This is a genomic window from Streptantibioticus parmotrematis, assembly GCF_019890615.1.
In the GTDB taxonomy this organism is placed as follows: domain Bacteria; phylum Actinomycetota; class Actinomycetes; order Streptomycetales; family Streptomycetaceae; genus Streptantibioticus_D; species Streptantibioticus_D parmotrematis.
Window position 1 is genome coordinate 1 of sequence record NZ_JAINVZ010000042.1, and the last position, 20999, is coordinate 20999.

Consider the following 20999-nt stretch of genomic DNA (forward strand, 5'->3'; position numbering starts at 1 on the left):
CCCGGCTGCGCGACCAACTCCTCACCGAAGCCTGAGGCCGGCCGACACGGTCCCCCGGCGCCACGGAACTCCGGAACGTGGCGTTCGGGGGGCACAGCCGAAGGACGGCGGCGAAGGGCGTCAGGCGAGCGGGAACGTGGCAACGATCGTCTTGCCCGTGAGGCCCGCGCTGACGTGGACCTGGTCCGCGACGGCCCGCACGATCGGCCAGCCCATGCCGCCGGCGCCGGTCAGCAGGTCCCGGCCTGCCGGAGTATGCGGTTCCGTGGTGCTGTGGTCGGCGACCTCGACGCGCAGGACGTCGTTCGCGACAGTCGTGCGAAAACCGCTCAGCCCCGCGCCGTGCCGCAGCGCGTTGGTCACCAGCTCGGAGACGGCCAGCAGAACGTCGTAGCACGCCTCGGGGCTGACGACCTGTCCGGTCTCCGCACTGTAGCGGGCCAGGACTTCCTTCACCTGGCCGCGGGCCGCAGCGGCGGTCGTGGGCACGCTGCCGGGGACAGCGCCGTGCCATTCGGTGCCCGGTGCTTCTTCGGTAGTGCTCACGGACTGACTCTCCACCTTCCAAGATGCCCGGTTCTCTGGACACCTGCCCGCTCCGAGACGTCGCATTCGACCTGTCTCGCGCGACGGTGAATCACATCACACCGTCACAGGTTCGCGAGCGGGTCGGCGGCCTCCCCTTTCCCACGGGGAGGCCGCCGAACGCGCACCGGTCACGCGAGGACCGCGGAAGAGGCTCGGGGCACGCGTGCCCTGGGCGGCGGAGGGCGTTCAGCCGAGGGACGACTGCCCCCACTTCGCCGCCGGGAACAGGTGAGTGGCCAGGGTGACCACGCGCTGGGGCTGGGGGCGCAGGCCGACGAAGCGCGCCGTTCGGTGGGGGCGGCGGGAGGACAGCAGGTGCAGGCCCGCGACATCCATGAACGGGACGTCGTACATGTCCCAGGTCACCGCGGTCACCGTCGCGGGCAGCGCTCGCGCGGCGTTCAGCAGACCGGGCAGGGTGTCGAAGTCGATGTCGCCGTGCGGGGTGATCGCGGCGTTCGTACCGTCGACAGTCATCGTGGTGTACATATCGGCAGCCCCCTTCCTGGGGGACGTGAGCCCAAGGCACCCGGCCGCCGTACAGGGGCCGAGAGGCGATGGTGGGCGGTGAATGCCCGTGTGGAGGGCAACGTCCACCGCCCGTGAAACGGCGCCCTTGACAGGGCGCCGAACAGGCTCTCGTCCGTCCACCGTCGCACAACGCACCGGAGGCGGCAAGGGGCGCCCCGGTGCGGTCGCGTCGGCGACGGGGCGGGTCCGGCCAGCGACGCGAAGACGGCGGTGGACTGGCCGAACGGCGCTCGCAGGTCCTCCTCCGCCGCCACCGACGTGACCTCCACCGAGAACACCCGCGAATGCCTCCTTCATCAGCGACCGATGCTCCGATGTCCGATGGTGGAGACGGGCGTGAACGTCGCGTGGAAGGTGCGCTGCGATGAGGCCGGCGAGGTGGATTCGGATCACTCGCGCATCGTTCCCGATACGATCCGGAATGATCAGGGCGAGCGGCGGAGCGCTGAAGACTGAGCAGCCGGAGCGAGAAAAGGGGCGGCCCCTCCGAAACCGGAGGGGCCGCCCCTTTTCGCATGGGCCTGAATTCAGGTCACCATCGGTACCAGCGGCTGCGGCCGGCGCCCTCACCGCTGCGGACCAGGAAGCCCAGCAGCCAGACGACCAGCACCACGACCGCGACCCACCACAGGATCTTCAACGCGAAACCCGCACCGAAGAGAATCAGGGCGAGCAGCAGAACGAGAAGCAAGGGACCCATTGTCATCCACCTCCACAACGACCAGTGCCCCCGCTCGAAGAGAACACTCCTCGGAAATTCTGGGTTTGCCGAGGATTCTTCGGGTGAGGAGTCCTGACAGCACAGGCTGACTTCAGGAGGCGCGTGATGAGTGCGGAGCAGAAGGCCAAGGCCAAGGCCGAGCAGGTTGCCGGCGCGGTCAAGAAGACCGCGGGCAAGGTCGTCGGCAACGAGACGATGCAGGCCAAGGGTGAAGCCGAGCAGACCAAGGGCGACGCCCGCGCCGCGAAGGAAAAGGGCAAGGACACCCTGCGTCCCTGACGAGGACCCCGCGGGCTGGGGATGGTGAGCGGGGTGGGGCGGCTCGGTCGAGCCGCCCCACCCCGCTCGTTTTACGTGCGCCCGCGCACTCGTTTCACGCGCCCGCTCGTTTCCCGTACGCACGTGAAACGAGCGGGCACACATGAAACGAGCGGTCACGCGCGCACGTGACCGCTCGTTCCGCGTGCGGTGCGCTCAGCGTTCCACGCTCCGCACCGTCTCCTTGATCTTGGCGATGGCGAATCCCCAGCCCTGGGTGGTCGTCGGCTGGGCGGGGACGGCGATCTCGTCAGGATTGGTGAGGACGTCGAGCAGCACGGGGCCGTCCAGGGCGAAGGCCTTGTCGACCGCCTCCTGGAGATTCTCCGTTTCGGTGACCCGAATTCCCGTGATTCCCAGAGCGGTCGCCACGGCGGCGAAATCGGGGTTGTCGAGTTCGGTGCCGAATTCGGGAAGCCCGGCTTGTTCCTGCTCGAGTTTGACCATGCCGAGACGCTGGTTGTCGAAGACGACCAGCTTGACGGGAAGCCGGTACGTGCGGATGGTCATCAGATCGCCGAGCAGCATGCTCAGACCGCCGTCCCCGCAGAACGCCACCACCTGACGGTCGCGGTCGAGGAGTTGCGCGCCGAGGGCCTGGGGCATGGCGTTGGCCATGGAGCCCAGGTTGTAGGACCCCAGCAGCCGTCGTCCGCCCCGCATGCGGACGAAACGGGAGAGCCACACGGTGGCCATGCCCGTGTCGGAGGTGAAGACCGCGTCGTCCGCCGCCGCGCGGTCGACGGCGGCGGCCAGCGCCTCGGGCCGGATCCGGTGGTCGCGGTTGTCGAAGGCCGAGCGGACCCTGCCGATCAGGGTCTTGTCGTGCGCGGGCGCGGTCAGCCTCTCCTGGGCTTCGTGCCATGTCGCGTACGAGTCGCGCGCCTTCGACAGGTGGCCGGTGTCGCGGTCCCCGGACAGCTGGCCGAGCAGCGCGCGCACCGTGGGGCCGACGTCGCCGACCAGGCCGACGTCGACCGGGACACGGCGGCCGATGTGCTCGGCGACCGTGTCGACCTGGATGACCTTCTTGCCCTGCGGATACCAGTCCCGGTAGGGGAAGTCGGTGCCCAGCAGCAGGAGGGTGTCGGCGGCGTCCATCGCACCGGCCGCCGCGGGGTTGCCGATCAGGCCGGTCTGGCCCACTTCGTAGGGGTTGTCGTCCTCGAACCCCTCCTTGGCCTTCAGCGTGAGGACCATCGGCGCCGCCAGCCGTTCGGCGAGCGCGAGGACGTCGCCGCGGGCCTCGCGGGCACCACGGCCCACCAGCAGCGTCACCTTCCCGGACGCGTCCAGGACGTCGACGGCCCTGCGCAGGTCCGGCTCGTCGGGCCGGGTGCTGTGTTCGGCCAGGGAGAACCGCGGCTGCCGTTCGTCGGGCAGCTCCTGGCCCCCCACGTCGCCGGGAATGGTCAGGACGGACACGGTGTGACGCGCGGTCGCCGTCCTGACCGCCATCTCCAGCAGCCCGGGGAACTGCCCGGGCGAGGCGACGGTGGCGCGGAAGGCGGCGACATCGCGGAAGAGCAGGTCGTTGTCGACTTCCTGGAAGTAGTCGGTGCCGACCTCCGACAGCGGTACCTGGCCGGTGATGGCGAGCACCGGAGCATGGCTCTTGGCGGCGTCGTACAGTCCGTTGAGCAGGTGCACCGACCCGGGGCCGACGGTGCCCATGCACACGGCGAGCCGTCCGGTCAGCTGGGCCTGGGCACCGGCCGCGAAGGCCGCCGCCTCCTCGTGCCGGCAGCCGATCCACTCGATGTCGTCGGTGCGGCGGATCGCGTCGGTGATCGGGTTGAGCGCGTCGCCCACGACGCCGAAGACCTGCCGGACGCCCAACCCGGTCAGGCTGTCGACGAGGGTCTGCGCCACAGTACGGCCCATGGTGATGGCTCCTGTTGTCGTTTCGTACGGGGGTCAGACGGTGAACCGGTCGGGGTCCGCGGCGGTCCAGTCCGCCGCCCAGCTCGCGGGGGGCTCGGCCAGCAGACGGCCCGGTTCGAGGAGGTCGTACAACTCGTCCCCCGGGGTCAGCGTGGTGGGCCCGGTCCGGCGCAGCAGCATGTGCGGACGCAGTTGCGCGGGGTCGGTCACGCCCATGGCGGCCATGATCTGTACGGCGCTGCGGACGGTGGCCTCCTGGAACCGGCTGACCCGTTCGGACTTGTCCGCCACGTCGAGCGCTCGTGCCCGGCGCGGGTCCTGGGTGGTGACACCGGTCGGGCAGGTGTTGGTGTGGCAGCGCTGGGCCTGGATGCATCCGAGGGCGAACATCATGGCGCGGGCGGAGTTGGTGTAGTCCGCGCCCTGGGCGAGGCGCTTGACGATGTCGGTTCCGGTGGCGATCTTGCCGCTGGCGCCTATGCGTATGCGGTCGCGCAGCCCGGTGCCCACCAGTGCGTTGTGCACGGTGGTCAGGCCCTCCGTCAGAGGGGTGCCCAGCCCGTCGGCGAACTCCAGCGGTGCGGCGCCGGTGCCGCCCTCGGCGCCGTCCACGACGATGAAGTCGGGGGTGATGTCTTCTTCCAGCATCGCCTTGCACACCGCCAGGAACTGGCGGCGCGAGGTCAGGCACAGTTTGAATCCGGTGGGCTTGCCGTCGGCGAGTTCCCGCATCCTGCCGACGAATCGCACGAGTTCCCGGGGAGTGCCGAACACCCGGTGGTAGGGAGGTGACGTCACCGTCTTCCCTTGCGGCACTTCCCTGACCCGGGCGATCTCGGCGTTGACCTTCCCGCCCGGGAGCACACCGCCGATACCGGGCTTGGCGCCCTGCGACAGCTTGAGCGAGACACACTTCACGTGGTCGTGCGCGGCCTTGTCCGCGAACTCGCCCTCGTCGAAGCCCCCGTCGGAGGTCCGGCAGCCGAAGTAGCCGGTGCCGATCTCCCAGACGAGGTCCCCGCCGGGCCTCAGGTGGTACTCCGACAACCCGCCCTCACCGGTGTCGTGGGCGAACCCGCCGCGCGCGGCACCGTGGTTGAGCGCGAGGACGGCGTTCGTCGACAGCGCGCCGAAGCTCATCGCGGACACGTTGAGCAGCGCCATGTCGTACGGATGCCTGCACGCGGGGCCGCCCACCCGGACCGACGGGAGCCGCTCCGGAGGGGACGCGGGGGCCATCGAGGGGACCAGGAGCTCGTACCCGTCCGCGTACATGTCCTGGTCCGTGCCGAAGGGCTCCTCCGCGTCGGTGCCCTTCGCCCGCTCGTACACGATGGAGCGCACGTCGCGGTCGAAGGGGCGCCCGTCGAAGTTGCGCTCGACGAAGTACTGCTGGAGCTCGGGACGCAGACCCTCCATCAGATACCGCATGTGCCCGAGGAGGGGATAGTTGCGCAGCACCGCGTGCCGCGTCTGCGACAGATCCCACACCCCTACGGCCGTCAACGCGAGGAACACCGCCGCGGCGGGCCACCACCACGCCGAGACCACCACCGCGAGCACGGTGGCGGCCAGTGCGCAGCAGCACGTCAGGCCGAAGAACAGCATCCTCGCCACGGTCAACACGATTCTTCGCACGCCACGTCCTCCACGTCGCGACTTCGTCCGCTCTCGTCGTCGCGGGCCGTCAGCCCTGGGTCCGCGGCGGGATCCGTTCGAGGAGGCCCCGCAGGTCGTCCGCGTGCTCCTCCTCCTGGGCGAGGAGATCCTCGAAGACCCGGCGGGTCGTCGGGTCCTTGGTGCCCAGCCACTGGACGATCTCCGTGTAGGAGGCCACCGCCACGCGTTCGGCGACGAGATCCTCCTTCACCATGTCGATCAGGTCCGTGCTGGCGTCGTACTCGGCGTGCGAGCGCTTGGTGAGCGTGTCCGGGTCGAAGTCGGGCTCACCGCCCAGCTGCACGATGCGCTGGGCCAGCTTGTCCGCGTGGGTCTGCTCCTCCTGCGCGTGCTCCAGGAACTCGGCGGCCACCGGTTCCGAGTACAGCCCCGAGGCCGTGTAGTAGTGCCGCTTGTAACGCAGCGTGCACACGATCTCCGTCGCCAGCGCCTCGTTGAGCACGCGCAGCACACGCTCCAGGTCGGCGCCGTAGGCGTCCGTCACCGGACCCTTGTCGATCTCCCGGCGAGCGCGCTCACGGATCGTCTCGATGTCAGTAAGGAACTCCGCCACGGTCGAAGCCCGCCTTTCAAGAACACACCCGGGCGCGGGGCCCGGGCATCGAAGCATTGCGTCGCGTCGCCTACCCGGCCATCCGACGGCCACGCCCGCCAGCCCCGTGGATCGGCGCCGGGGTCGGCGTGGTCGGCCCCCGACGCCCGGGTCGGGCGGCCCGGCCCGTCAGCCGGCGCGGCGAGCGATGTGAGCCAGGGCCCGCCGTCATGCCCGCGGCCCCGCCATCGTGGAGCGGTATGGCCGACGATCCGGACCCGGGACGGCTCTCAGACGGCCCGGTCCGCACCGTCGGTCAGGCCGGCCGCGGTCAGGGTGAGGTGCCGCACCAGTACCTCGGCGGCGGTGTCGGCGTCGCGGGCCAGCGCCGCCTCTTCCAGCCTGCGATGTTCCTCCGCGCCGTCCCGGCCGGGGTTGCGGTGCGCCGACCACCGGCGGGCCAGTTCGCTCGCGATCCACAACCGGTCGAAGGTCTCCAGCAGGGTGGGGTTGCCGCATCCCTCCAGCAGCGTGCGGTGGAAGGCCCTGTGGGCCTCGGCCCAGGCGCCGCTGTAGTGCTCGCCCTCCTCCGGCAGGTAGGCCGGGGTGCGCACCAGGCGATGGTGCGCGGCCCGTACGCGGGCCTCCCAGTCGACGTCGCCGCGCTCGACGGACATCCGCAGGACGGCCGGTTCGATGGTTTTGCGGGCCTCCGCGATCTCCTGCCAGCGGCGGTCGGAGAAGGGCGGGACCGCGAATCCGCGGTTGGGCAGCCGCTCGGCGAGCCCCTCGCCGACCAGTCGTACGAGCGCCTCGCGCACCACGGCCAGGCTCACGCCCTGTTCCTTGGCGAGGTCCTGCGGTTTGAGGGCGTCACCAGGAGCGTGGTCTCCGCGCATGATCGCGTCCCGCAGGTGTGCGTGGACCTGCTCGGAGAGCATCTGCTTCCCGGGGGGAGCGGCGTTGTGAGGCATGCCAGTCATCAGGGCAGCATAGACGATCTGCCTGATAATCGATTATCTGTGTTACGGTCGATTTTGTTGCGGACGGCAAGCAGCAGCGGGAGACATCGACGGCACCGTTGCGTCGACTCCCTGCCTCGCCTCCGTGCTCCGACGACCGTCCGCGCCAATCCGTGCCTCGACGACCGTCCGCGCCACCAGCCCGGCGCACCACCGGAAAGGACCCATCGCCGTGAACGTCAACGACCCCTTCGCCCGCCTCCCCGAGGCGGCGTCCTTCACCGTCACCAGCACCACCGTCACCGACGGAGCGGTCTGGCCGCCCGAGCAGCACGCCTCCGGCCTGCCCGGCGGGAAGGACAGGTCCCCGCAGCTGTCCTGGAGCGGCGCCCCGGAAGGCACCAGGAGCTATGCCGTCACCGTCTACGACCCCGACGCCCCGACCGGGTCCGGGTTCTGGCACTGGGCGGTCGCCGACATCCCCGCCACGGTCGCCGAGTTGCCCGAGGGCGCCGGTGACGACACCGGCTCACAACTGCCCGAGGGCGCCTACCAGTTGCCCAACGACGCCCGCCTGGCCCGCTACATCGGCGCCGCCCCGCCGGCCGGACACGGCCCGCACCGCTACTTCGTCGTAGTGCACGCCCTCGACATCGCCTCCGTCGGCGTCCCCGCCGATGCCACACCGGCCGTCCTCGGCTTCACCATGGCCGGTCACACCCTCGGCCGCGCGGTACTGACCGCCACCGCCGAAACCCCCGCCTGACAGCCCGACCGACTCCTGGGAGAGACCGGCCATGCACCACCTGGACGACCGCCCCGTCTCCGTCCGCCCCGGCGACGGCCCGATGGACCCCGACGCCGTACGCGAAGTCAGCCGCGCCGTCAGCGAGGCCCACATGTTCATCTACCTCGCCCCCGAGAGCGCCGAGGAGGCGGCCGGGCTCGGCGTGGCCGATCGCGGAACGGCGTACCTGGCCTTCCGGTCGGCGGCGATGGGCGCGGTTCCGTGGCGCGTAGCGCTCGCGGCCTTCTACAACTTCAGCCCGCGGGCGGCGCGGGCCATGGCGGACGTGTGGGACGTCGCGTCGCCGGACCAGTGGCAGGCCGCCCGTTTCCTGGCCGCCGGGCGGGCGATGCGGCGCGTCGGCGTGCGACTCACGGACGGCCGGCTCGCCGAGGCGCGTTCGCTGCTCGACCCGGTCGTGGCCGGCGCCGACTACGCGGGCAAGGTGCTGGCCGCCGCGAACGCGTCGGTCGGGCTTCCCCCCGATCCGCTGGTCGCACTGTGGCAGCAGATCACGGTGGCGCGCGAGTGGCGCGGCGACGCGCATCTCGTGGTGCTCGCCGACAACCGGCTCGGGCCCTGCGACTGTCTCGTCCTGCACGCCGCGACGGGCCGCCTCCCGAGAGCGCTCGTCCAGGCGACCCGCCAGTGGAGCGACGAGGAGTGGACCGGGGCGACAGCACGACTCGTCGCACGCGGCTGGCTCGACTCCGATGCCGTGATCACCGACGCCGGCAGCGCGGCACGCGAGCGGATCGAGAGGGAGACGGACGAGCACTGCGCCGCGCTGTGGGCGCCGATCGGCGACGCGGGCGCCCACCGGCTCGCCTCGCTCATCGCGCCGATCACCGATGCGTTCACGGCGGCGGGGACGTTCCAGGCGGTCCACCCGGCTCAGCCGTCATGAGACCCGGCGTGACCCGGCGCCGGTGATGGGTTCGCACACGTAGCGTGATGGGTTCGCACACGTAGCCGGTGTACCCGTCGTTTGGAGTCGATGGTCGTCGTGTCCATGGGGCGGCGGCACGCGCGGTACGGGTACGGCCGACCCGGGCACGCGGGTGGGCGGAGGACCGGGGGCGGACTAGAGTCTTCTGACCGGTGGTGGTTCGGGGTTCGGCTGGGGAGGCCGTGGCCCGGGGGGAGGGCCGTAGAGCATGAGTCGTCGCTCCAACGGGATAGTCGGCGTGTGGGCCGAGGCGCAGCGGCAGCGGGAACGCCAACTGGAGGCGCAGGCCCGGGAGCAGCGCGAACGCGAGCGCCAACAACGCGCGTACGAGCGGGAGTCGGCCCGGCAGGAGCGGGAGTTCGCGCGGCAGGAACGGGAGCGGCGCGAGGCGGACGCCCGGCGGCGGACCGAGCGACTCGACGCGCGGGTCGCGGCGTTGCAGGGGCTGCTGGCCGACGGGTGCCGTGCTCCGGCGTTCGACGCGTCGGCGCTGACGCGTTCCGTCCAGGCCGTGCCGTTCTCACCCGGGCCGCTCGCCCAGCCTGTCGCCCTGCCGGACCCGGCCCGCTATCAGGCGCAGGGCGGCTGGACCCCGGCCCGGCGCGCGCAGGCGCAGGCGGAGGCACAAGCGCGCTTCGAGCAGGACCTGTATGCCGCGCGGGCCGCCGAGGCCGCCCGGCAGCGGCAGTTGGCGGAGTACCGCGAGCGGTACGAACGCGACGCCGAGGCCCGGCGCGAGGAGGTCAGGCGGCACAACGCGAACGTCGCCCGGCTGACCGCGGCGGTGGCCGACGGCGACCCCGAGGCGGCCGTCGAGTACTTCACCGCCGCCCTGCACGCCGGAGCCGGGTGGCCGGAGGGCTTCCCCCGCCGGTTCTCGGCCGGGTACGACCGGGCCGCGCGGCAACTGCTACTGGATTGGGAACTGCCCGGCTACGACGTCGTTCCCGAGGCGAAGTCGGTGCGGTACATGCCCACCAACGGGCAGGAAAAGGAGACGGCGCGGCCGGTGGCGCAGCGCAGGGCGCTGTACCGGGAGGCGCTCGCGCAGTGCGTCCTGCTCGTGCTGCACCAGCTCTTCGCGGCCGACGCGTTCGGCGCGCTCGACTCCGTCGTGGTGAACGGGTTCGTGGACGGCCACGACCCGGTGACCGGCCGGCAGGAACACCTCTTCCTCGCCACCGTCATGGCCTCCCGTCCGGTCTTCCGCGATCTGCGGCTGGACCAGGTGTCCCCGGGCGACTGCCTGGTGGACGGCCTGCGCGGGCAGTTGTCCGCACGGCCCGACCGGCTCGCCCCGGTGCGCCCGGTCCGGCGGCCCGACGACGCGGGCGCCGCGACGGGTGCCGCCGCCGTCCCGCACGCGGGCGACGACGACGAGCCGGATCTGTACACCATGGACCCCATCGCGTTCGAGTCGCTGGTGGCGGACCTGTTCCGGGCCATGGGCATGCGCGCGGTGACCACGCAGCGCTCGAACGACGGGGGCGTGGACGTCGACGCGGTCGATCCGACGCCGATCCGGGGCGGCACGATCGTCGTGCAGGTCAAGCGCTACCGCAACACCGTGTCGCCGACGGCCGTGCGCGACCTGTACGGCACGGTCCAGGACGCCGGTGCCAACAAGGGCGTCCTCGTCACGACGTCGGGGTTCGGCCCCGGCTCGTACACCTTCGCGCATGGCAAACCGCTGGAACTCGTGCCGGGCACGCAACTGGTGGACCTGCTGCACCGGCACGGACTGCGCGGGCGGCTGGGCCAGGGCGAGCGCGGCGGCCGCGCCCGGGCGGCGGCGCCGGACGCGGTGCCGGACGAGGCGGGCCGGACGGACGCGGACAACGTGCTGGGCCTGTCGTGGTCGGGCCATGTCGCCCTGGACGTCTGCGCGTTGGTCTGCCGCGGTGACCGGGTGCTCAGCGACGAGCACCTCGTCTTCTTCAACAACCCCGCGACGCCCGACCATGCGGTACGGGCGCACCCCGCCGGTGCTCCCGACAAGGCCGCGATCCGGGTGTCGTTCGACGCGATGCCGGGGGACGCCGACCGGCTCGTGCTGGCCGCGTCGGTCGATCCCGAGGTCAACCCGGAAGCCGACCTGACCGGCTTGCGCGACGCTCGCGTACGGCTGCTCGACGCCTCCGGTACCGAGCTGGACCGGCTCGCGGTCTCCGACGGCCGCCCCGGCGAGACCGCCCTCGTCCTCGGGTCCTTCCGCCGCCGGGCGAACGGCAATTGGGACTTCGTCGTCGGCGGCAAGGGGTATCCGGGCGGTCTGGAGGACCTGGTGCGCGATTACGGGATCGAGGTCGAGTAGCCGCTCCCGGGTCGTGACCGGGCCGCGTGGCCGAAAAGTGACGGCTGGACGGGCCGGGGCGCGGCGGACGCGTGGCGTCAGCCGTAGTGGGTAGCTGGGACGTTGGTGTCCACTTCAGTTGCCGAACGGCTCCAGTGCCGCTGTTCCCGTTCACGACGGCCCGTGCCGATGGTACGTGCCGGTGGTGCGCGGCCGGTGCCGGAGTTCGCGGCTGATGGAGGTCGGTCGTCGTGGGACTCGCCCGGACGACCGACGGGACCGACACGGGGGTGTCCGGATCATGGACGTGCACGGAAGAGTCGTCAGGGCTTTCGTCGTGCTGGCCGAGGAACTGCATTTCTCGCGGGCCGCGCGGATCCTGTTCGTCTCGCAGCCGACGCTGAGCAAACAGATGAAGGCGCTGGAACGGACGCTCGGCGTACCGCTGTTCGTCCGTGACCACGCCGGGGTGCGGCTCGCGCCGTCCGGTGAGGCGTTCCTGCCGCACGCCCGGCAGATACTGCTCGCCTGGGAGGGCGCGCGGCAGGCGGTCGAGGGATGCGCGGGGGAGCCCCACGGGGAGCGGTGAGCCGTGCCCACGACCGCGTTCGCCCTGTCGCGCCCACCTCGTCCGCGGCCCTCCGCGTTCCGGCTCTCCCCGCCCGATGCCCTTTTCGCATGACTCCCCGTGCCACCCGAATGTCGCCCCGATTTCGTGTCCGCGTCCTTCTTCCGTGATGCCTTCATAAAGAATCCATCAAAAATCCGATGGCCGGAATCAGTCGTTCCGGCTGGTAAGAGCAAGCCACCAGGAATGATTACGCTAGGTGCGGAACGACAGCATCCGGCCAGATTGCGATCGCTTCTCCGCCTAATCAGATCGGCCCTGACCGAAACTGCATGCAAAGTGTCGCCTCCCGATCTCGTCACGAATGACGGGCTCCAGCCAGGATTTCGACTGTCACTGAGACGCCGACCGCCGGGCCGTCTACACCCGGCGAGCGCACTCGAAGGTGAAAGGGAGGAATCGATGGCGAACACCGGTCGCGTCGACGCCGTGGTGGTGGGCGGCGGAATCGCGGGTTCTGCCCTCGCCGCCGCGCTCGCCGGCGACGGATACGACGTGGTTCTCCTGGAGCGGCAGACCGTCTACCGGGACAAGGTCCGCGGTGAGGTCATCAACTGCTGGGGCGTCGAAGAACTCATGCAACTCGGCCTGGAGAAGTGCGTCCTGGCCGCGGGCGGCACCTACGTGAACCGTTTCGTCGGCTTCGACGAGACCGTCGACCCGGCCACCGCGACGGACAAGGCCCTGCACCTGGACGAGATGCTGCCCGGCATCCGCGGCGTGCTGGACGTCGGTCACCCGGAGGCCTGCGAGGCGCTGGCCACGGCTGCGGAGGAGGCCGGCGCCACCGTCGTGCGCGGCATCGGCGACGTCATGGTCACCGCGGGATCCGCCCCCTCGGTGCGCTACGAGCTCGACGGCATGGAGTACGAGGTGCCCTGCCGGCTGGTGGTCGGCGCCGACGGGCGGATGTCCACCGTGCGGCGGCAGTTGGGGATCCCGCTCACCCAGACCCCGCCGAATTCGCTGGGCGGCGGAATGCTCGTCAAGGACCTGCCGGACTGGCCGGTGAATGTCACCTCCATCGGAACCGAAGGTGACCTGCTGTATTTCGTCTTTCCGCGCGCGGGCGCACAGGCGCGTCTGTACCTCCTGCACGACCCCGCGCAGAAAGGCCGTTTCTCCGGTCCGAATCGGCACGCGGAATTCCTGGAGGCATTTCGTTTCTCCTGCATACCGAACAGCGAGATGTTCGCCGCGGCGACCCCTTCCGCGTCCTGCGCGTTCTACCCGATGAACGATTCGTGGACCGATACGCCCCCGTACACCGAGGGCGCGGTGCTCATCGGCGACGCGGCGGGGTGGACCGACCCGGTCATCGGCCAGGGCCTTTCGATCGCCCTGCGTGACGCGCGCATGATCTGGGACATCCTGCGCACCAGCACCGACTGGTCCGACGCGGACACCTTCGGCTCGTACGGGCACGAACGCAGGGTGCGGATGGCCCGGTTGCGGATCTCCGCCAACGTGCGGACCACGATCAACATGACGTTCACCCCCGAGGGCGCCGCCCGCCGCAAGGCCTACGCCGCCGCCTGGCCCACGGACGAAGTACTGGCCGGCTCGCGCATCGCCACCTTCAAGGGCCCGTTCAACGTGCCCGGCGAGTCGTTCGAACCCGAGGTGATCGAGCGCATCTTCGCGCTCCGCTAGCCGCCGCACCCGTCACGGAGTGCCCCTGCCCCCTAGGAAGGACGGAAGACCGCATGTACGTCAAGACCGCGGACAGCGACGAGCAGATCCGCAAGAACGGCTGCGACCTGCGCCAGCTCTACCCCTGGGACGGGGTGGTCGTGCCGCCGTGGAACAGCACCCTGTGCTCGATCCGCCCCGCCGAGTCCAGCACCCCGCACGAGCACGCCACCGACGAGACGTTCATCTTCACCGGCGGCGAGGGCCACGTGCGCATCGGCATCGAGGAGCGGGACGTGGCGTCCGGCGACGTCATCTACATCCCCCACGGCACCCATCACATCGTCACCAACACCAGTGACGCCGAGGCGCTGACGTTCGTCAGCATCTACTGGCTCCAGCCCAACGACCAGTGAAGCGAGGGACGATGACGGATCGTCAGGGGCAACGCGCCGACGGCGGACGCCGGATCGACGTGACGTTCTCGCCGCCCACCCCCAACGGCGACCTGCACCTGGGCCACCTGTCGGGACCGGTCCTCGGCAGCGACATCTGCGCCCGCTCGCAGAAGATCCTCGGCCACGACGTCGCCTTCGGCACCAGCACCGACGACAACCAGACGTACGTCGTCACCACCGCCGAACGCCTCGGCACCGACCCCGAGTCGCTGATCGCCGAGGCCTACGAGAAGGTCACCGCCTCCCTCGGCCTGGCCGGCGTCGAGGTCGACCTCTTCGAGCGCCCCGACGAGCGCTACACCGCGTTCGTGCGGGACTTCTTCACCCACCTGTGGCGGCACGGCGCCTTCGACCGCCGCACGGTCGAACTGCCGTACTCCGCCGAGAGCGGCGAGTACAAGGCCGAGGCGTTCGTCACCGGCCGCTGCCCGACCTGCCTCGCCCACGCCAGGGCCGGGGTCTGCGAGGCGTGCGGCCTGTACAACCTGCCCGGCGCCCTGCTGCCGGTCGCCGACACCGCCTCCGCGCTGCCCCGCCGGGCCGTGCCGATCTGGGTGCTGGACCTGGAGCGCCACCGCTCGCTGCTGACCAACTTCTACCGCAGCGGCGACGTGCCGCTGCGGCCCGACCTGGCCCGGGTGGTCGAGCAGACCCTCGCGGGACGGCTGCCGTACATCCCCATCACCTACCCGAGCAGCTGGGGCATCACCGTCGACTGGGACGGCGAGCCGGACGCCCCGCCGCAGGCCGTCAACGCCTGGCCGGAGATCTACGTCGGCCACCTGTACTGGCTGGCCCGGGCCCGCGACGGACGCACGGCGGGCTGCGACGAACTCGTGCAGTTCATCGGCATCGACAACGGCTTCTACAACGCGTTCGTCTACGTCGCCCTCAAGTTGCTCGCCGCACAGCACGGCCTGCCCGTCGGCCTGCCCAGGACCCGCACGCTCACCAACCAGTACTTCATGCTGGAGGGCCGCAAGTTCTCCACCAGCAAGGGCGACGTGCGCTGGGCGGGGGAGTACCTGGAGAGCGTCGGCCGGGACCGGGCGCGCTTCGTCCTGGCGCTGAGCAGCCCGGAGTTGCAGCAGGCCGAGTTCAGCGAGCCCATCGCCGCGGCCCGGCTCACCGAGCGCTACGACACCCCGCTCGCCGTCGTCGCCTCCCGCTTCAACGGCACCCTGAAGGACCGCGCGGTCGACGCGCCGCCGTCCGCTTGGTGGGCCGCCGCCATCGAGGCGTCCACGCGGCGCTTCGAAGAGGCCTACAGCCTGGAGACGTTCTCTATCCGCAAGGCCGCCGAAGCGCTCGCCCTGCACCTGGAGGTGCTGGCGCTGCGCTGCGAGGACGTCTCGCTGGAGGACAGCGGCGACGTCTCCGGCGCCCTGCTGTTCCTGTGGACGCTGCGCTCGCTCGCCTGGCCGGTCACCCCGGACCTGGCCGGGCGGATCACCGCCGCGTTCGGCGCCCAAGCCGCGCCCGGCAGGCCGCCGTTGCTGGCCGACGCGACCACCGCGCCCTCCGGCGCGTTCCGCGGCCTCGACCTGCCGCCGCACCCGGCCGCCTGACCCCCACGACCGACCACCGCACCACGTACGACCGCACGACGCACACCACACGACACCCGCATCGGACAAGGAGTCACACCATGCTGCGCACCTTCATGCACTCGAAGATCCACCGCGCCACCGTCACCGACAGCAACCTCAACTACGTGGGATCGATCACCGTCTCGCCCGAGCTGCTGGAGGCCGCCGAGATCGGCGTCCACGAACTCGTACAGGTCGTCAACATCAACAACGGCGCCCGCTTCGAGACGTACACCATCCTCGGCCGCCCCGAGGCCAACGAGGTCGTCGTCAACGGCGCCGCCGCCCGGCTCGTCGAGACCGGCGACAAGGTCATCATCATCAGCTACGCCCAGCTCGACGCGTCGGAGCTGGAAGGCCACAAGTCCCGCGTCGTGCACGTCGACGACGAGAACCGCATCACCGAGTCGGTCCTGCTCAGCGGCTGACGTCCGGGGGCGCCCGCCCCCTGCCCAGGCGATGTCCCTTCCAGGTCCCTTCCAGCCGAGGATGCGTGAAGAGTGACGAAACACCAGGTCCATCCAGTACTCGGGGTCGGGTTCGGGCCGGCGAACCTCTCCCTAGCGGTGGCACTCGAGGAACACGGCCTGCTGGACCAGGCCCACTTCATCGAGCGGGCGGGCGCCTTCCAATGGCAGGACGAACAACTCCTGCCCGGTGCCGACATCCAGAACAATCCGTTCCGCGATCTCGTCATGCCCCGCAACCCCTACAGCCGCCACACCTTCGTCAACTACCTGTCGGAACGCGGGATGCTCACCGGCTACCTGCACCTGAACGCCAAGTTCCCGCTCCGCAGGGAGTACGCGGGCTACCTGGCGTGGGTGGCCGAGGCGTTCGGGCGGTCGGTGGAGTACGGCCGCCCGGCCACCGGGCTGACGCTGGCCGAAGACGCCGAGGACGCAGAGGGCCGGGAGGTGCTCGCCGTCGAGACCGCGACGGGGGAGCGCCACCTGTCCCGCAACGTCGTCATCGGCACCGGGCGCTCCCCCCGCATCCCGGCCGTCTTCGAACAGCGGCTGGGCGCCACGGTCTTCCACTCCACCCGGTACCTGTCGTCCGTCAGGGGCCTGGCCGGGCGCAAGGCCAGGGTCGCGGTGGTCGGCGCGAGCCAGAGCGCCATCGAGATCGTGCTCGACCTGCTCGACCGGCCCGAGATCGAACAGGTCGTCTCCATCCAGCGGGGCATCGGCTTCCGGCTGAAGGACACCAGCCCCTACAGCCGCCAGGTCTTCCTGCCGGAGTTCGTGGACTACTTCCACCCGCTGCCCGCCGCCACGAGACGCCGTATCCGCCAGGAGCTGCGCTCCATCAACTACGCGGCGTGCGACCAGGACGTCATCGACCGGCTCGTCGGCCTCCAGCGCGAGTACGAGCTGACCGGGTGCGAACGGTTCAAGGTGGTGCCGTTCAGCGAGGTCACCGAGGCGCTGGGGGCGCCGGGCGGCGGACACCGGCTGGTGGTGCGCGACGTCAACTACGCAGAGCGCGAGACGATCGACGTCGACGTCGTGGTCCTGGCCACCGGATTCCGCGACTTCGGCACCGGCCCCGGCGACGAGCCCTACCACCCGCTGCTGCGGGCCGTCGCCCATCGGCTGCCGATGGATTCCGACGGTGTCCCGGTGGTCGCCCGCGACTACTCGATCACCCTGCGGCCGCGCACCCCGGACGCCCCGGCGCCGCGCGTCTACCTCAACGGGCTGTGTGAGGCCAGCCACGGCATGGGCGACGCGGGGGCGCTTGCCATGCTGTCGGTGCGCTCCACCGACATCGCCGGCTCGCTCGCCGAACGCGTCGGCACCGGCAGCGACAAGCCCCTGGTCGCCGGAGCCCTGCGATGACGCGAGCCGTCGCCTCGGCGGACGTCGCCGTCGTCGGCTGCGGCATCGCGGGACTCGCCACGGCCGAACGGCTCGCCCGCGACGGGCTGACCGTCGTCATGGCCGACCCGGCCGGCATCGCCGGAGGCGCCACCGGTGCCTCCGGCGGGCTGGTCCGCGCCCTCGACCTGGCCGGACGGTACGGCGACCGGGCCGCCGAGAGCCTCGACGTCTACCTGCGTCGGGGCCCCGGCGGCCAGTGGCCCGCGGTCCGCGAGGACGGCAGCCTGACCCTGTTCGGCGCGGGCGACCTGCGCGCCGCGCACGAGGCGGGCGGGCGGCTGCGCGCGGCCGGGCACGCGGTGGAACTGCTCACGGCGGCCGACGTCGCCGCCCGCTTCCCCGCGCTCTCCCCGGCCGGTGTGCTCGGCGGCGTCCTGGAACCCCGGGCGGGCTGGCTGCCCGCCCGGGAGGTCGCCGCCGCGCTGGTCCGCGACGCGGGATCCCGCCTGGTCGTCCTCCGGGCCCGCGCGACCCGGCTGCTGACCCGCGCGGGCCGGGTCACCGGTGTCGCGACCAGCGCGGGCGACGTGACCGCCGGGGCCGTGCTGCTGGCCGCAGGGGCCGGCAGCGTGCCGCTGGCCGCCCAGGTCGGCGTCGACCTGCCGCTGTGCACCCGGTCGGTCGGCTACTGCCTCTTCGCCCCCGACGACACCGTCGCGCTCACCGGGCTGCCGACCGTCGTGGACGCCACCACCGGTGCCTGGCTGCGGCGTTGGGACGACGGCGTGCTGCTCGCGGGCGTCGCCTCCAAGGAGACCGACGTGCCCGCCCGCGTCGCCCAGCACGTCACCGACGCCGAACGCGACCGGGTCCACGACGTCGTGCGGCGGCTGTGCCCCGCGCTGGGCCGCGCCCGGTTCACCGGCGGGGTCACCGCGTACGACGCCATGTTCACCGACGGCCCCGGCGCCGTCGCCGCCTGGCCCGGCGCGCCCGGACTGGTCACCGCCGTCGGCTGGAACGGCGGCGGCTTCAAACTCGCCCCCGCCGTCGGCGCCGAGGCGGCCGCCCTGCTGAAGGAGGCGATGGCATGAGCCCCCGCGGCACCTGGCGGCTCGGCCCCACCGACGAGATGCTGCGCGACTCCGCCCGTGCCCTGGGCTCCGCCCGCACCGTCCAACTGCTGTGGCGCTTCCCCGAACCCGTCGACGCCACCGCGCTGGACGCCGAGTGGCGGCGGCTGGACCGCGGCAGGCTCAGCCGCCGCATCGTCCCCGCCGCCGTCCCCGGCGCCCGCGACCGCTGGGCCCCGGCGCACAACGAGGAACCCGCGCACCACGACGACGTGCCGCTGACCGACGGGACCGTCCGCGCCTGGCTCGACGACCAGGTCCGCGCGCCGCTGCCGGTCGACTCCGGCGCGCTGTGGCGGCTGGCGGCGGCGCCGTACCGCACCGGGAGCCTGGTCTCGCTGTGCGTGCCGCACTTCCGCTGCGACGGCATGGGCCTCTTCCGCGCCCTCGCCGAACGCACCGACCCGCCCGCGCCCCGCCGCCGCACCCCCGGACCGCTGGCCGAGGACCTCGCGGACGCCGCCGCGGGCGTCGCCGCCACCCTCACCCGCACCCCGCCGTGGGCCGCGGGACTGCTCGCCCACCCCGAACGGCTGCGCCACCTCGCCGAGGCCCTGCGCCCCGCGGGCCCGGCCCCCGCCGCGAGCGCGCCGCGCTACTTCTCCTGGGACGTCTTCGAGGTCGACGCGGCGGCGTGGGAGGAACGCGCCCGCGCCCACGGCGGCACCGTCAACAGCCTGTTCGTCGAGATCGCCGCCAACCTCGTCCGCGCCGCCGTCCCGCGCGACGCCGAGGCCGACGTGGCGATCGGCGTCCCCGTCGACCGCCGCACCTCACCCGACGACGGCCGGGCCAACGCCCTCGTCGTCGTCCCCGTGACCGTCGCGGGCGGCCCGCCCCGCCACGACGGCCTGCACCCCACCCGCCGGGCCACCAGGGCCGCCCTCGCCGACCCGCGGCTCCAGGCCGCCACACTCGTGCCGGAACGCCTGTGGCACCTGCTGCCCGGCGGCCTCGCGAACGCCCTGAAGACCCCTGGCGCCCAGCAGACCGACGCGGTCGCCTCCAACTTCGGCGCCGCCCCCGAAGCGGTGACCCTCTTCGCCGGGGCCCACGCGGACGCCGTGGCGCTGCGCACCATGAACGTCCCCGGCGTGGTGCCCGAACGCGCCCGGCTGCGCGCCTCGTTGTGCCTGCTGCGCACCGGCGACCGCTTCCACGTCACCGTCACCGGCATGCCCGACCACTTCGGCGACGGCGGGACGCTGCACCGGCTGGCCCGCGAGGAGTTCGCCGCCTGGGACCTGCCGGCCCGGGGCTGGTGGGAACCGCTCCCGCAGGTCGACCGGGTGCCGCCCCCTCGCTCAACGGCAGTGCGTGGCCTGGTCGTCGGGGCCGCCGATCGCGCCCCCCGTCCCGTCACCGGAGGAAGTGAACGATGACCGCGACCCCCCGTGCGGCGGTGCTCCCCGAGCGCTGGTTCCGTACGCTCCCCGACTCGTCCGGGCTCGAACGGTCCCGGGTGCTCGCCCGGTCCCTCATCCCGCTCGCCGAACTCGACCGGCACATCGCCTTCCACGAGGACCTGCTCGGCGTGCCCGCCTCGCTGCGCATGCCGATACCGGACTTCGGCGGGCTCGAACTGGCCGCCGTGGGCGACCTGTTGCTCATCGCCAGCGAACGCCCGTTCACCCCGGTGCAACGGCGGACCGCGTACTCCCTCATCGTCCCGTCGCTCACCGACGAGCTGACGCGGCTGGAGGACACCGGCACGACCGTCCTCGAACCGGTGGAGAGCATCCTGCCCGGCGCCCGCGCCCGGGTGCGCTACCCCGACGGCACACTCGCCGAACTCGTCGAACACCGTCCGCAGCCCGGCGAGATCCCGCGCCCTCCGTCCGTCCCCGAGGGCCGCGTGCCCTCCGGTGTACGGGTGCTGGCCCGGCGGGCGGTGCCACGCGCCGGATTCACCGAAATGGTCGAACTGTACGAGGAGTTGCTTGCGACGGCGGCCGGTCCGCGCGGGCGTGGCGCGGCGGCCGTGGGAAACGTGCTGGTGGTCGCGGACGACGCTTCTTCCCACGAGGGTGATGAGGGCGACGAGGGTGTGCGGGTGGCATTGCTGGCGCCCGACGCGGCGGCGGCCGACGCGATCCGTCAACTCATCGCCGAGGGAGGGGAATTCGGGCAGAACGCGGCCCGGAACGTCACCCTCATCGGCGGGACCCGCGCGGAGCTCTGGAACGCGGACGACCTGGACGGAGCCGGTGTCATCGCGACCCCGGCCGGGGCGGCGTACCGGACGGGATGACGGCTGACGACAGCCCCCGGAGACAACTCCCCGGAAGCGACAGCCCAGAGGCGACGGCCCAGAGGCGACGGCCCAGGAACGACGACGGCGGCGGACACGAGAGGGACGACGAGATGAGCACGGCGACCGTCCGGCGGCTGGATCGGGTGATTATCCGGTTCGCTGGTGATTCCGGTGATGGGATGCAGTTGACGGGGGATCGGTTCACTTCGGAGACGGCGTCGTTCGGTAATGACT

The 20999-nt window shown here is 71.9% G+C and carries 21 protein-coding genes and 1 pseudogene; 15 read left to right on the forward strand and 7 right to left on the reverse strand.

Features of this window, described 5'->3' with window-relative positions; translation table 11 throughout:
* Positions 1-120: 120 nt before the first annotated feature.
* Both K7472_RS31540 and K7472_RS31545 read right to left on the reverse strand, forming a co-directional pair.
* Positions 121-546: an ATP-binding protein gene (locus K7472_RS31540; protein ID WP_222982579.1), complete on the reverse strand. Its 426-nt coding sequence runs from the start codon at positions 544-546 to the stop codon at positions 121-123.
* 228 nt (positions 547-774) lie between these two features.
* Entirely contained in the window at positions 775-1065 is a 291-nt protein-coding gene (locus tag K7472_RS31545) for an STAS domain-containing protein (RefSeq protein WP_252396569.1), read from the reverse strand.
* Between the two features lie 264 nt (positions 1066-1329).
* Here K7472_RS31545 and K7472_RS31550 point away from each other — a divergent pair, with 264 nt between their 5' ends.
* Entirely contained in the window at positions 1330-1575 is a 246-nt protein-coding gene (locus K7472_RS31550; RefSeq protein WP_222982589.1) for a hypothetical protein, read from the forward strand.
* Positions 1576-1651: 76 nt separating this feature from the next.
* Here the strand turns inward: K7472_RS31550 and K7472_RS31555 are convergent, their stop codons facing one another.
* On the reverse strand, positions 1652-1819 hold the full coding sequence (locus tag K7472_RS31555) for a hydrophobic protein (protein ID WP_222980401.1): 168 nt from the start codon (positions 1817-1819) through the stop codon (positions 1652-1654).
* Positions 1820-1945: 126 nt separating this feature from the next.
* Here K7472_RS31555 and K7472_RS31560 point away from each other — a divergent pair, with 126 nt between their 5' ends.
* A complete protein-coding gene (locus tag K7472_RS31560; protein WP_222982591.1) occupies positions 1946-2119 on the forward strand; it encodes a CsbD family protein in 174 nt (57 codons plus the stop codon).
* A 195-nt stretch (positions 2120-2314) separates the two neighbouring features.
* Here the strand turns inward: K7472_RS31560 and K7472_RS31565 are convergent, their stop codons facing one another.
* The 4 genes from K7472_RS31565 to K7472_RS31580 all read right to left on the reverse strand — a co-directional run bounded on the left by K7472_RS31565 (position 2315) and on the right by K7472_RS31580 (position 7237).
* Complete coding sequence (locus K7472_RS31565) at positions 2315-4042, reverse strand: thiamine pyrophosphate-dependent enzyme (RefSeq protein ID WP_222982593.1); 1728 nt, start codon at positions 4040-4042, stop codon at positions 2315-2317.
* Between the two features lie 33 nt (positions 4043-4075).
* Positions 4076-5650: an FMN-binding glutamate synthase family protein gene (locus K7472_RS31570; protein ID WP_222982613.1), complete on the reverse strand. Its 1575-nt coding sequence runs from the start codon at positions 5648-5650 to the stop codon at positions 4076-4078.
* A gap of 79 nt (positions 5651-5729) precedes the next feature.
* The gene (locus tag K7472_RS31575) at positions 5730-6275 is read right to left on the reverse strand and encodes a ferritin-like domain-containing protein (RefSeq protein ID WP_222982594.1); all 546 of its coding nucleotides are present in this window, start codon (positions 6273-6275) and stop codon (positions 5730-5732) included.
* Positions 6276-6544: 269 nt separating this feature from the next.
* The gene (locus tag K7472_RS31580; RefSeq protein ID WP_222982595.1) at positions 6545-7237 is read right to left on the reverse strand and encodes a GntR family transcriptional regulator; all 693 of its coding nucleotides are present in this window, start codon (positions 7235-7237) and stop codon (positions 6545-6547) included.
* 211 nt (positions 7238-7448) lie between these two features.
* On the opposite strand from K7472_RS31580, the gene K7472_RS31585 reads away from it, so the two are divergent.
* The 13 genes and pseudogenes from K7472_RS31585 to K7472_RS31645 all read left to right on the forward strand — a co-directional run.
* A complete protein-coding gene (locus K7472_RS31585) occupies positions 7449-7982 on the forward strand; it encodes a YbhB/YbcL family Raf kinase inhibitor-like protein (RefSeq protein ID WP_222982596.1) in 534 nt (177 codons plus the stop codon).
* A gap of 82 nt (positions 7983-8064) precedes the next feature.
* Positions 8065-8910, forward strand: a complete 846-nt coding sequence (locus K7472_RS31590) for an SCO6745 family protein (protein ID WP_222982614.1) — start codon at positions 8065-8067, stop codon at positions 8908-8910.
* 250 nt (positions 8911-9160) lie between these two features.
* Complete coding sequence (locus K7472_RS31595) at positions 9161-11266, forward strand: restriction endonuclease (RefSeq protein ID WP_222982597.1); 2106 nt, start codon at positions 9161-9163, stop codon at positions 11264-11266.
* Positions 11267-11546: 280 nt separating this feature from the next.
* Positions 11547-11834, forward strand: coding sequence for a LysR family transcriptional regulator (locus K7472_RS31600; RefSeq protein WP_222982598.1), 288 nt, complete (start codon positions 11547-11549; stop codon positions 11832-11834).
* Between the two features lie 441 nt (positions 11835-12275).
* Positions 12276-13526, forward strand: a complete 1251-nt coding sequence (locus K7472_RS31605) for an FAD-dependent oxidoreductase (RefSeq protein ID WP_222982606.1) — start codon at positions 12276-12278, stop codon at positions 13524-13526.
* A 53-nt stretch (positions 13527-13579) separates the two neighbouring features.
* The gene (locus K7472_RS31610) at positions 13580-13921 is read left to right on the forward strand and encodes a cupin domain-containing protein (RefSeq protein ID WP_222982607.1); all 342 of its coding nucleotides are present in this window, start codon (positions 13580-13582) and stop codon (positions 13919-13921) included.
* Between the two features lie 11 nt (positions 13922-13932).
* Positions 13933-15531, forward strand: a complete 1599-nt coding sequence (locus K7472_RS31615; protein ID WP_222982608.1) for a class I tRNA ligase family protein — start codon at positions 13933-13935, stop codon at positions 15529-15531.
* A gap of 80 nt (positions 15532-15611) precedes the next feature.
* Positions 15612-15980: an aspartate 1-decarboxylase gene (gene panD / locus K7472_RS31620; RefSeq protein WP_222982609.1), complete on the forward strand. Its 369-nt coding sequence runs from the start codon at positions 15612-15614 to the stop codon at positions 15978-15980.
* 72 nt (positions 15981-16052) lie between these two features.
* Positions 16053-17396 carry a SidA/IucD/PvdA family monooxygenase gene (locus tag K7472_RS31625; protein WP_222982610.1) on the forward strand — a complete coding sequence of 448 codons (1344 nt, stop codon included), beginning with the start codon at positions 16053-16055 and terminating at the stop codon, positions 17394-17396.
* Positions 17393-18472 (forward strand): NAD(P)/FAD-dependent oxidoreductase, encoded by a 1080-nt coding sequence (locus K7472_RS31630; RefSeq protein WP_222982611.1) that lies wholly within the window; start codon positions 17393-17395, stop codon positions 18470-18472. Before K7472_RS31625 ends, K7472_RS31630 begins: the two co-directional genes overlap by 4 nt.
* Positions 18469-19893 (forward strand): hypothetical protein, encoded by a 1425-nt coding sequence (locus K7472_RS31635; protein WP_222982612.1) that lies wholly within the window; start codon positions 18469-18471, stop codon positions 19891-19893. The genes K7472_RS31630 and K7472_RS31635 overlap by 4 nt, the downstream gene beginning before the upstream one ends.
* On the forward strand, positions 19890-20762 hold the full coding sequence (locus K7472_RS33100) for a VOC family protein (RefSeq protein ID WP_252396571.1): 873 nt from the start codon (positions 19890-19892) through the stop codon (positions 20760-20762). Before K7472_RS31635 ends, K7472_RS33100 begins: the two co-directional genes overlap by 4 nt.
* Positions 20759-20999, forward strand: a pseudogene (locus tag K7472_RS31645) (2-oxoacid:acceptor oxidoreductase subunit alpha); the annotation flags it as partial. The gene K7472_RS33100 and the pseudogene K7472_RS31645, both read left to right, overlap by 4 nt.

Excerpts from the sequence above, each read along its gene's own strand:
- K7472_RS31605 (WP_222982606.1), top strand. The coding sequence starts at position 12,276 with ATGGCGAACACCGGTCGCGTCGACGCCGTGGTGGTGGGCGGCGGAATC.
- K7472_RS31555 (WP_222980401.1), bottom strand. The coding sequence starts at position 1,819 with ATGGGTCCCTTGCTTCTCGTTCTGCTGCTCGCCCTGATTCTCTTCGGT.
- K7472_RS31560 (WP_222982591.1), top strand. The coding sequence starts at position 1,946 with ATGAGTGCGGAGCAGAAGGCCAAGGCCAAGGCCGAGCAGGTTGCCGGC.
- K7472_RS31570 (WP_222982613.1), bottom strand. The coding sequence starts at position 5,650 with ATGCTGTTCTTCGGCCTGACGTGCTGCTGCGCACTGGCCGCCACCGTG.
- K7472_RS31580 (WP_222982595.1), bottom strand. The coding sequence starts at position 7,237 with ATGACTGGCATGCCTCACAACGCCGCTCCCCCCGGGAAGCAGATGCTC.
- panD (WP_222982609.1), top strand. The coding sequence starts at position 15,612 with ATGCTGCGCACCTTCATGCACTCGAAGATCCACCGCGCCACCGTCACC.
- K7472_RS31610 (WP_222982607.1), top strand. The coding sequence starts at position 13,580 with ATGTACGTCAAGACCGCGGACAGCGACGAGCAGATCCGCAAGAACGGC.
- K7472_RS31630 (WP_222982611.1), top strand. The coding sequence starts at position 17,393 with ATGACGCGAGCCGTCGCCTCGGCGGACGTCGCCGTCGTCGGCTGCGGC.
- K7472_RS33100 (WP_252396571.1), top strand. The coding sequence starts at position 19,890 with ATGACCGCGACCCCCCGTGCGGCGGTGCTCCCCGAGCGCTGGTTCCGT.
- K7472_RS31545 (WP_252396569.1), bottom strand. The coding sequence starts at position 1,065 with ATGACTGTCGACGGTACGAACGCCGCGATCACCCCGCACGGCGACATC.
- K7472_RS31600 (WP_222982598.1), top strand. The coding sequence starts at position 11,547 with ATGGACGTGCACGGAAGAGTCGTCAGGGCTTTCGTCGTGCTGGCCGAG.
- K7472_RS31590 (WP_222982614.1), top strand. The coding sequence starts at position 8,065 with ATGGACCCCGACGCCGTACGCGAAGTCAGCCGCGCCGTCAGCGAGGCC.
- K7472_RS31615 (WP_222982608.1), top strand. The coding sequence starts at position 13,933 with ATGACGGATCGTCAGGGGCAACGCGCCGACGGCGGACGCCGGATCGAC.
- K7472_RS31595 (WP_222982597.1), top strand. The coding sequence starts at position 9,161 with ATGAGTCGTCGCTCCAACGGGATAGTCGGCGTGTGGGCCGAGGCGCAG.
- K7472_RS31635 (WP_222982612.1), top strand. The coding sequence starts at position 18,469 with ATGAGCCCCCGCGGCACCTGGCGGCTCGGCCCCACCGACGAGATGCTG.
- K7472_RS31565 (WP_222982593.1), bottom strand. The coding sequence starts at position 4,042 with ATGGGCCGTACTGTGGCGCAGACCCTCGTCGACAGCCTGACCGGGTTG.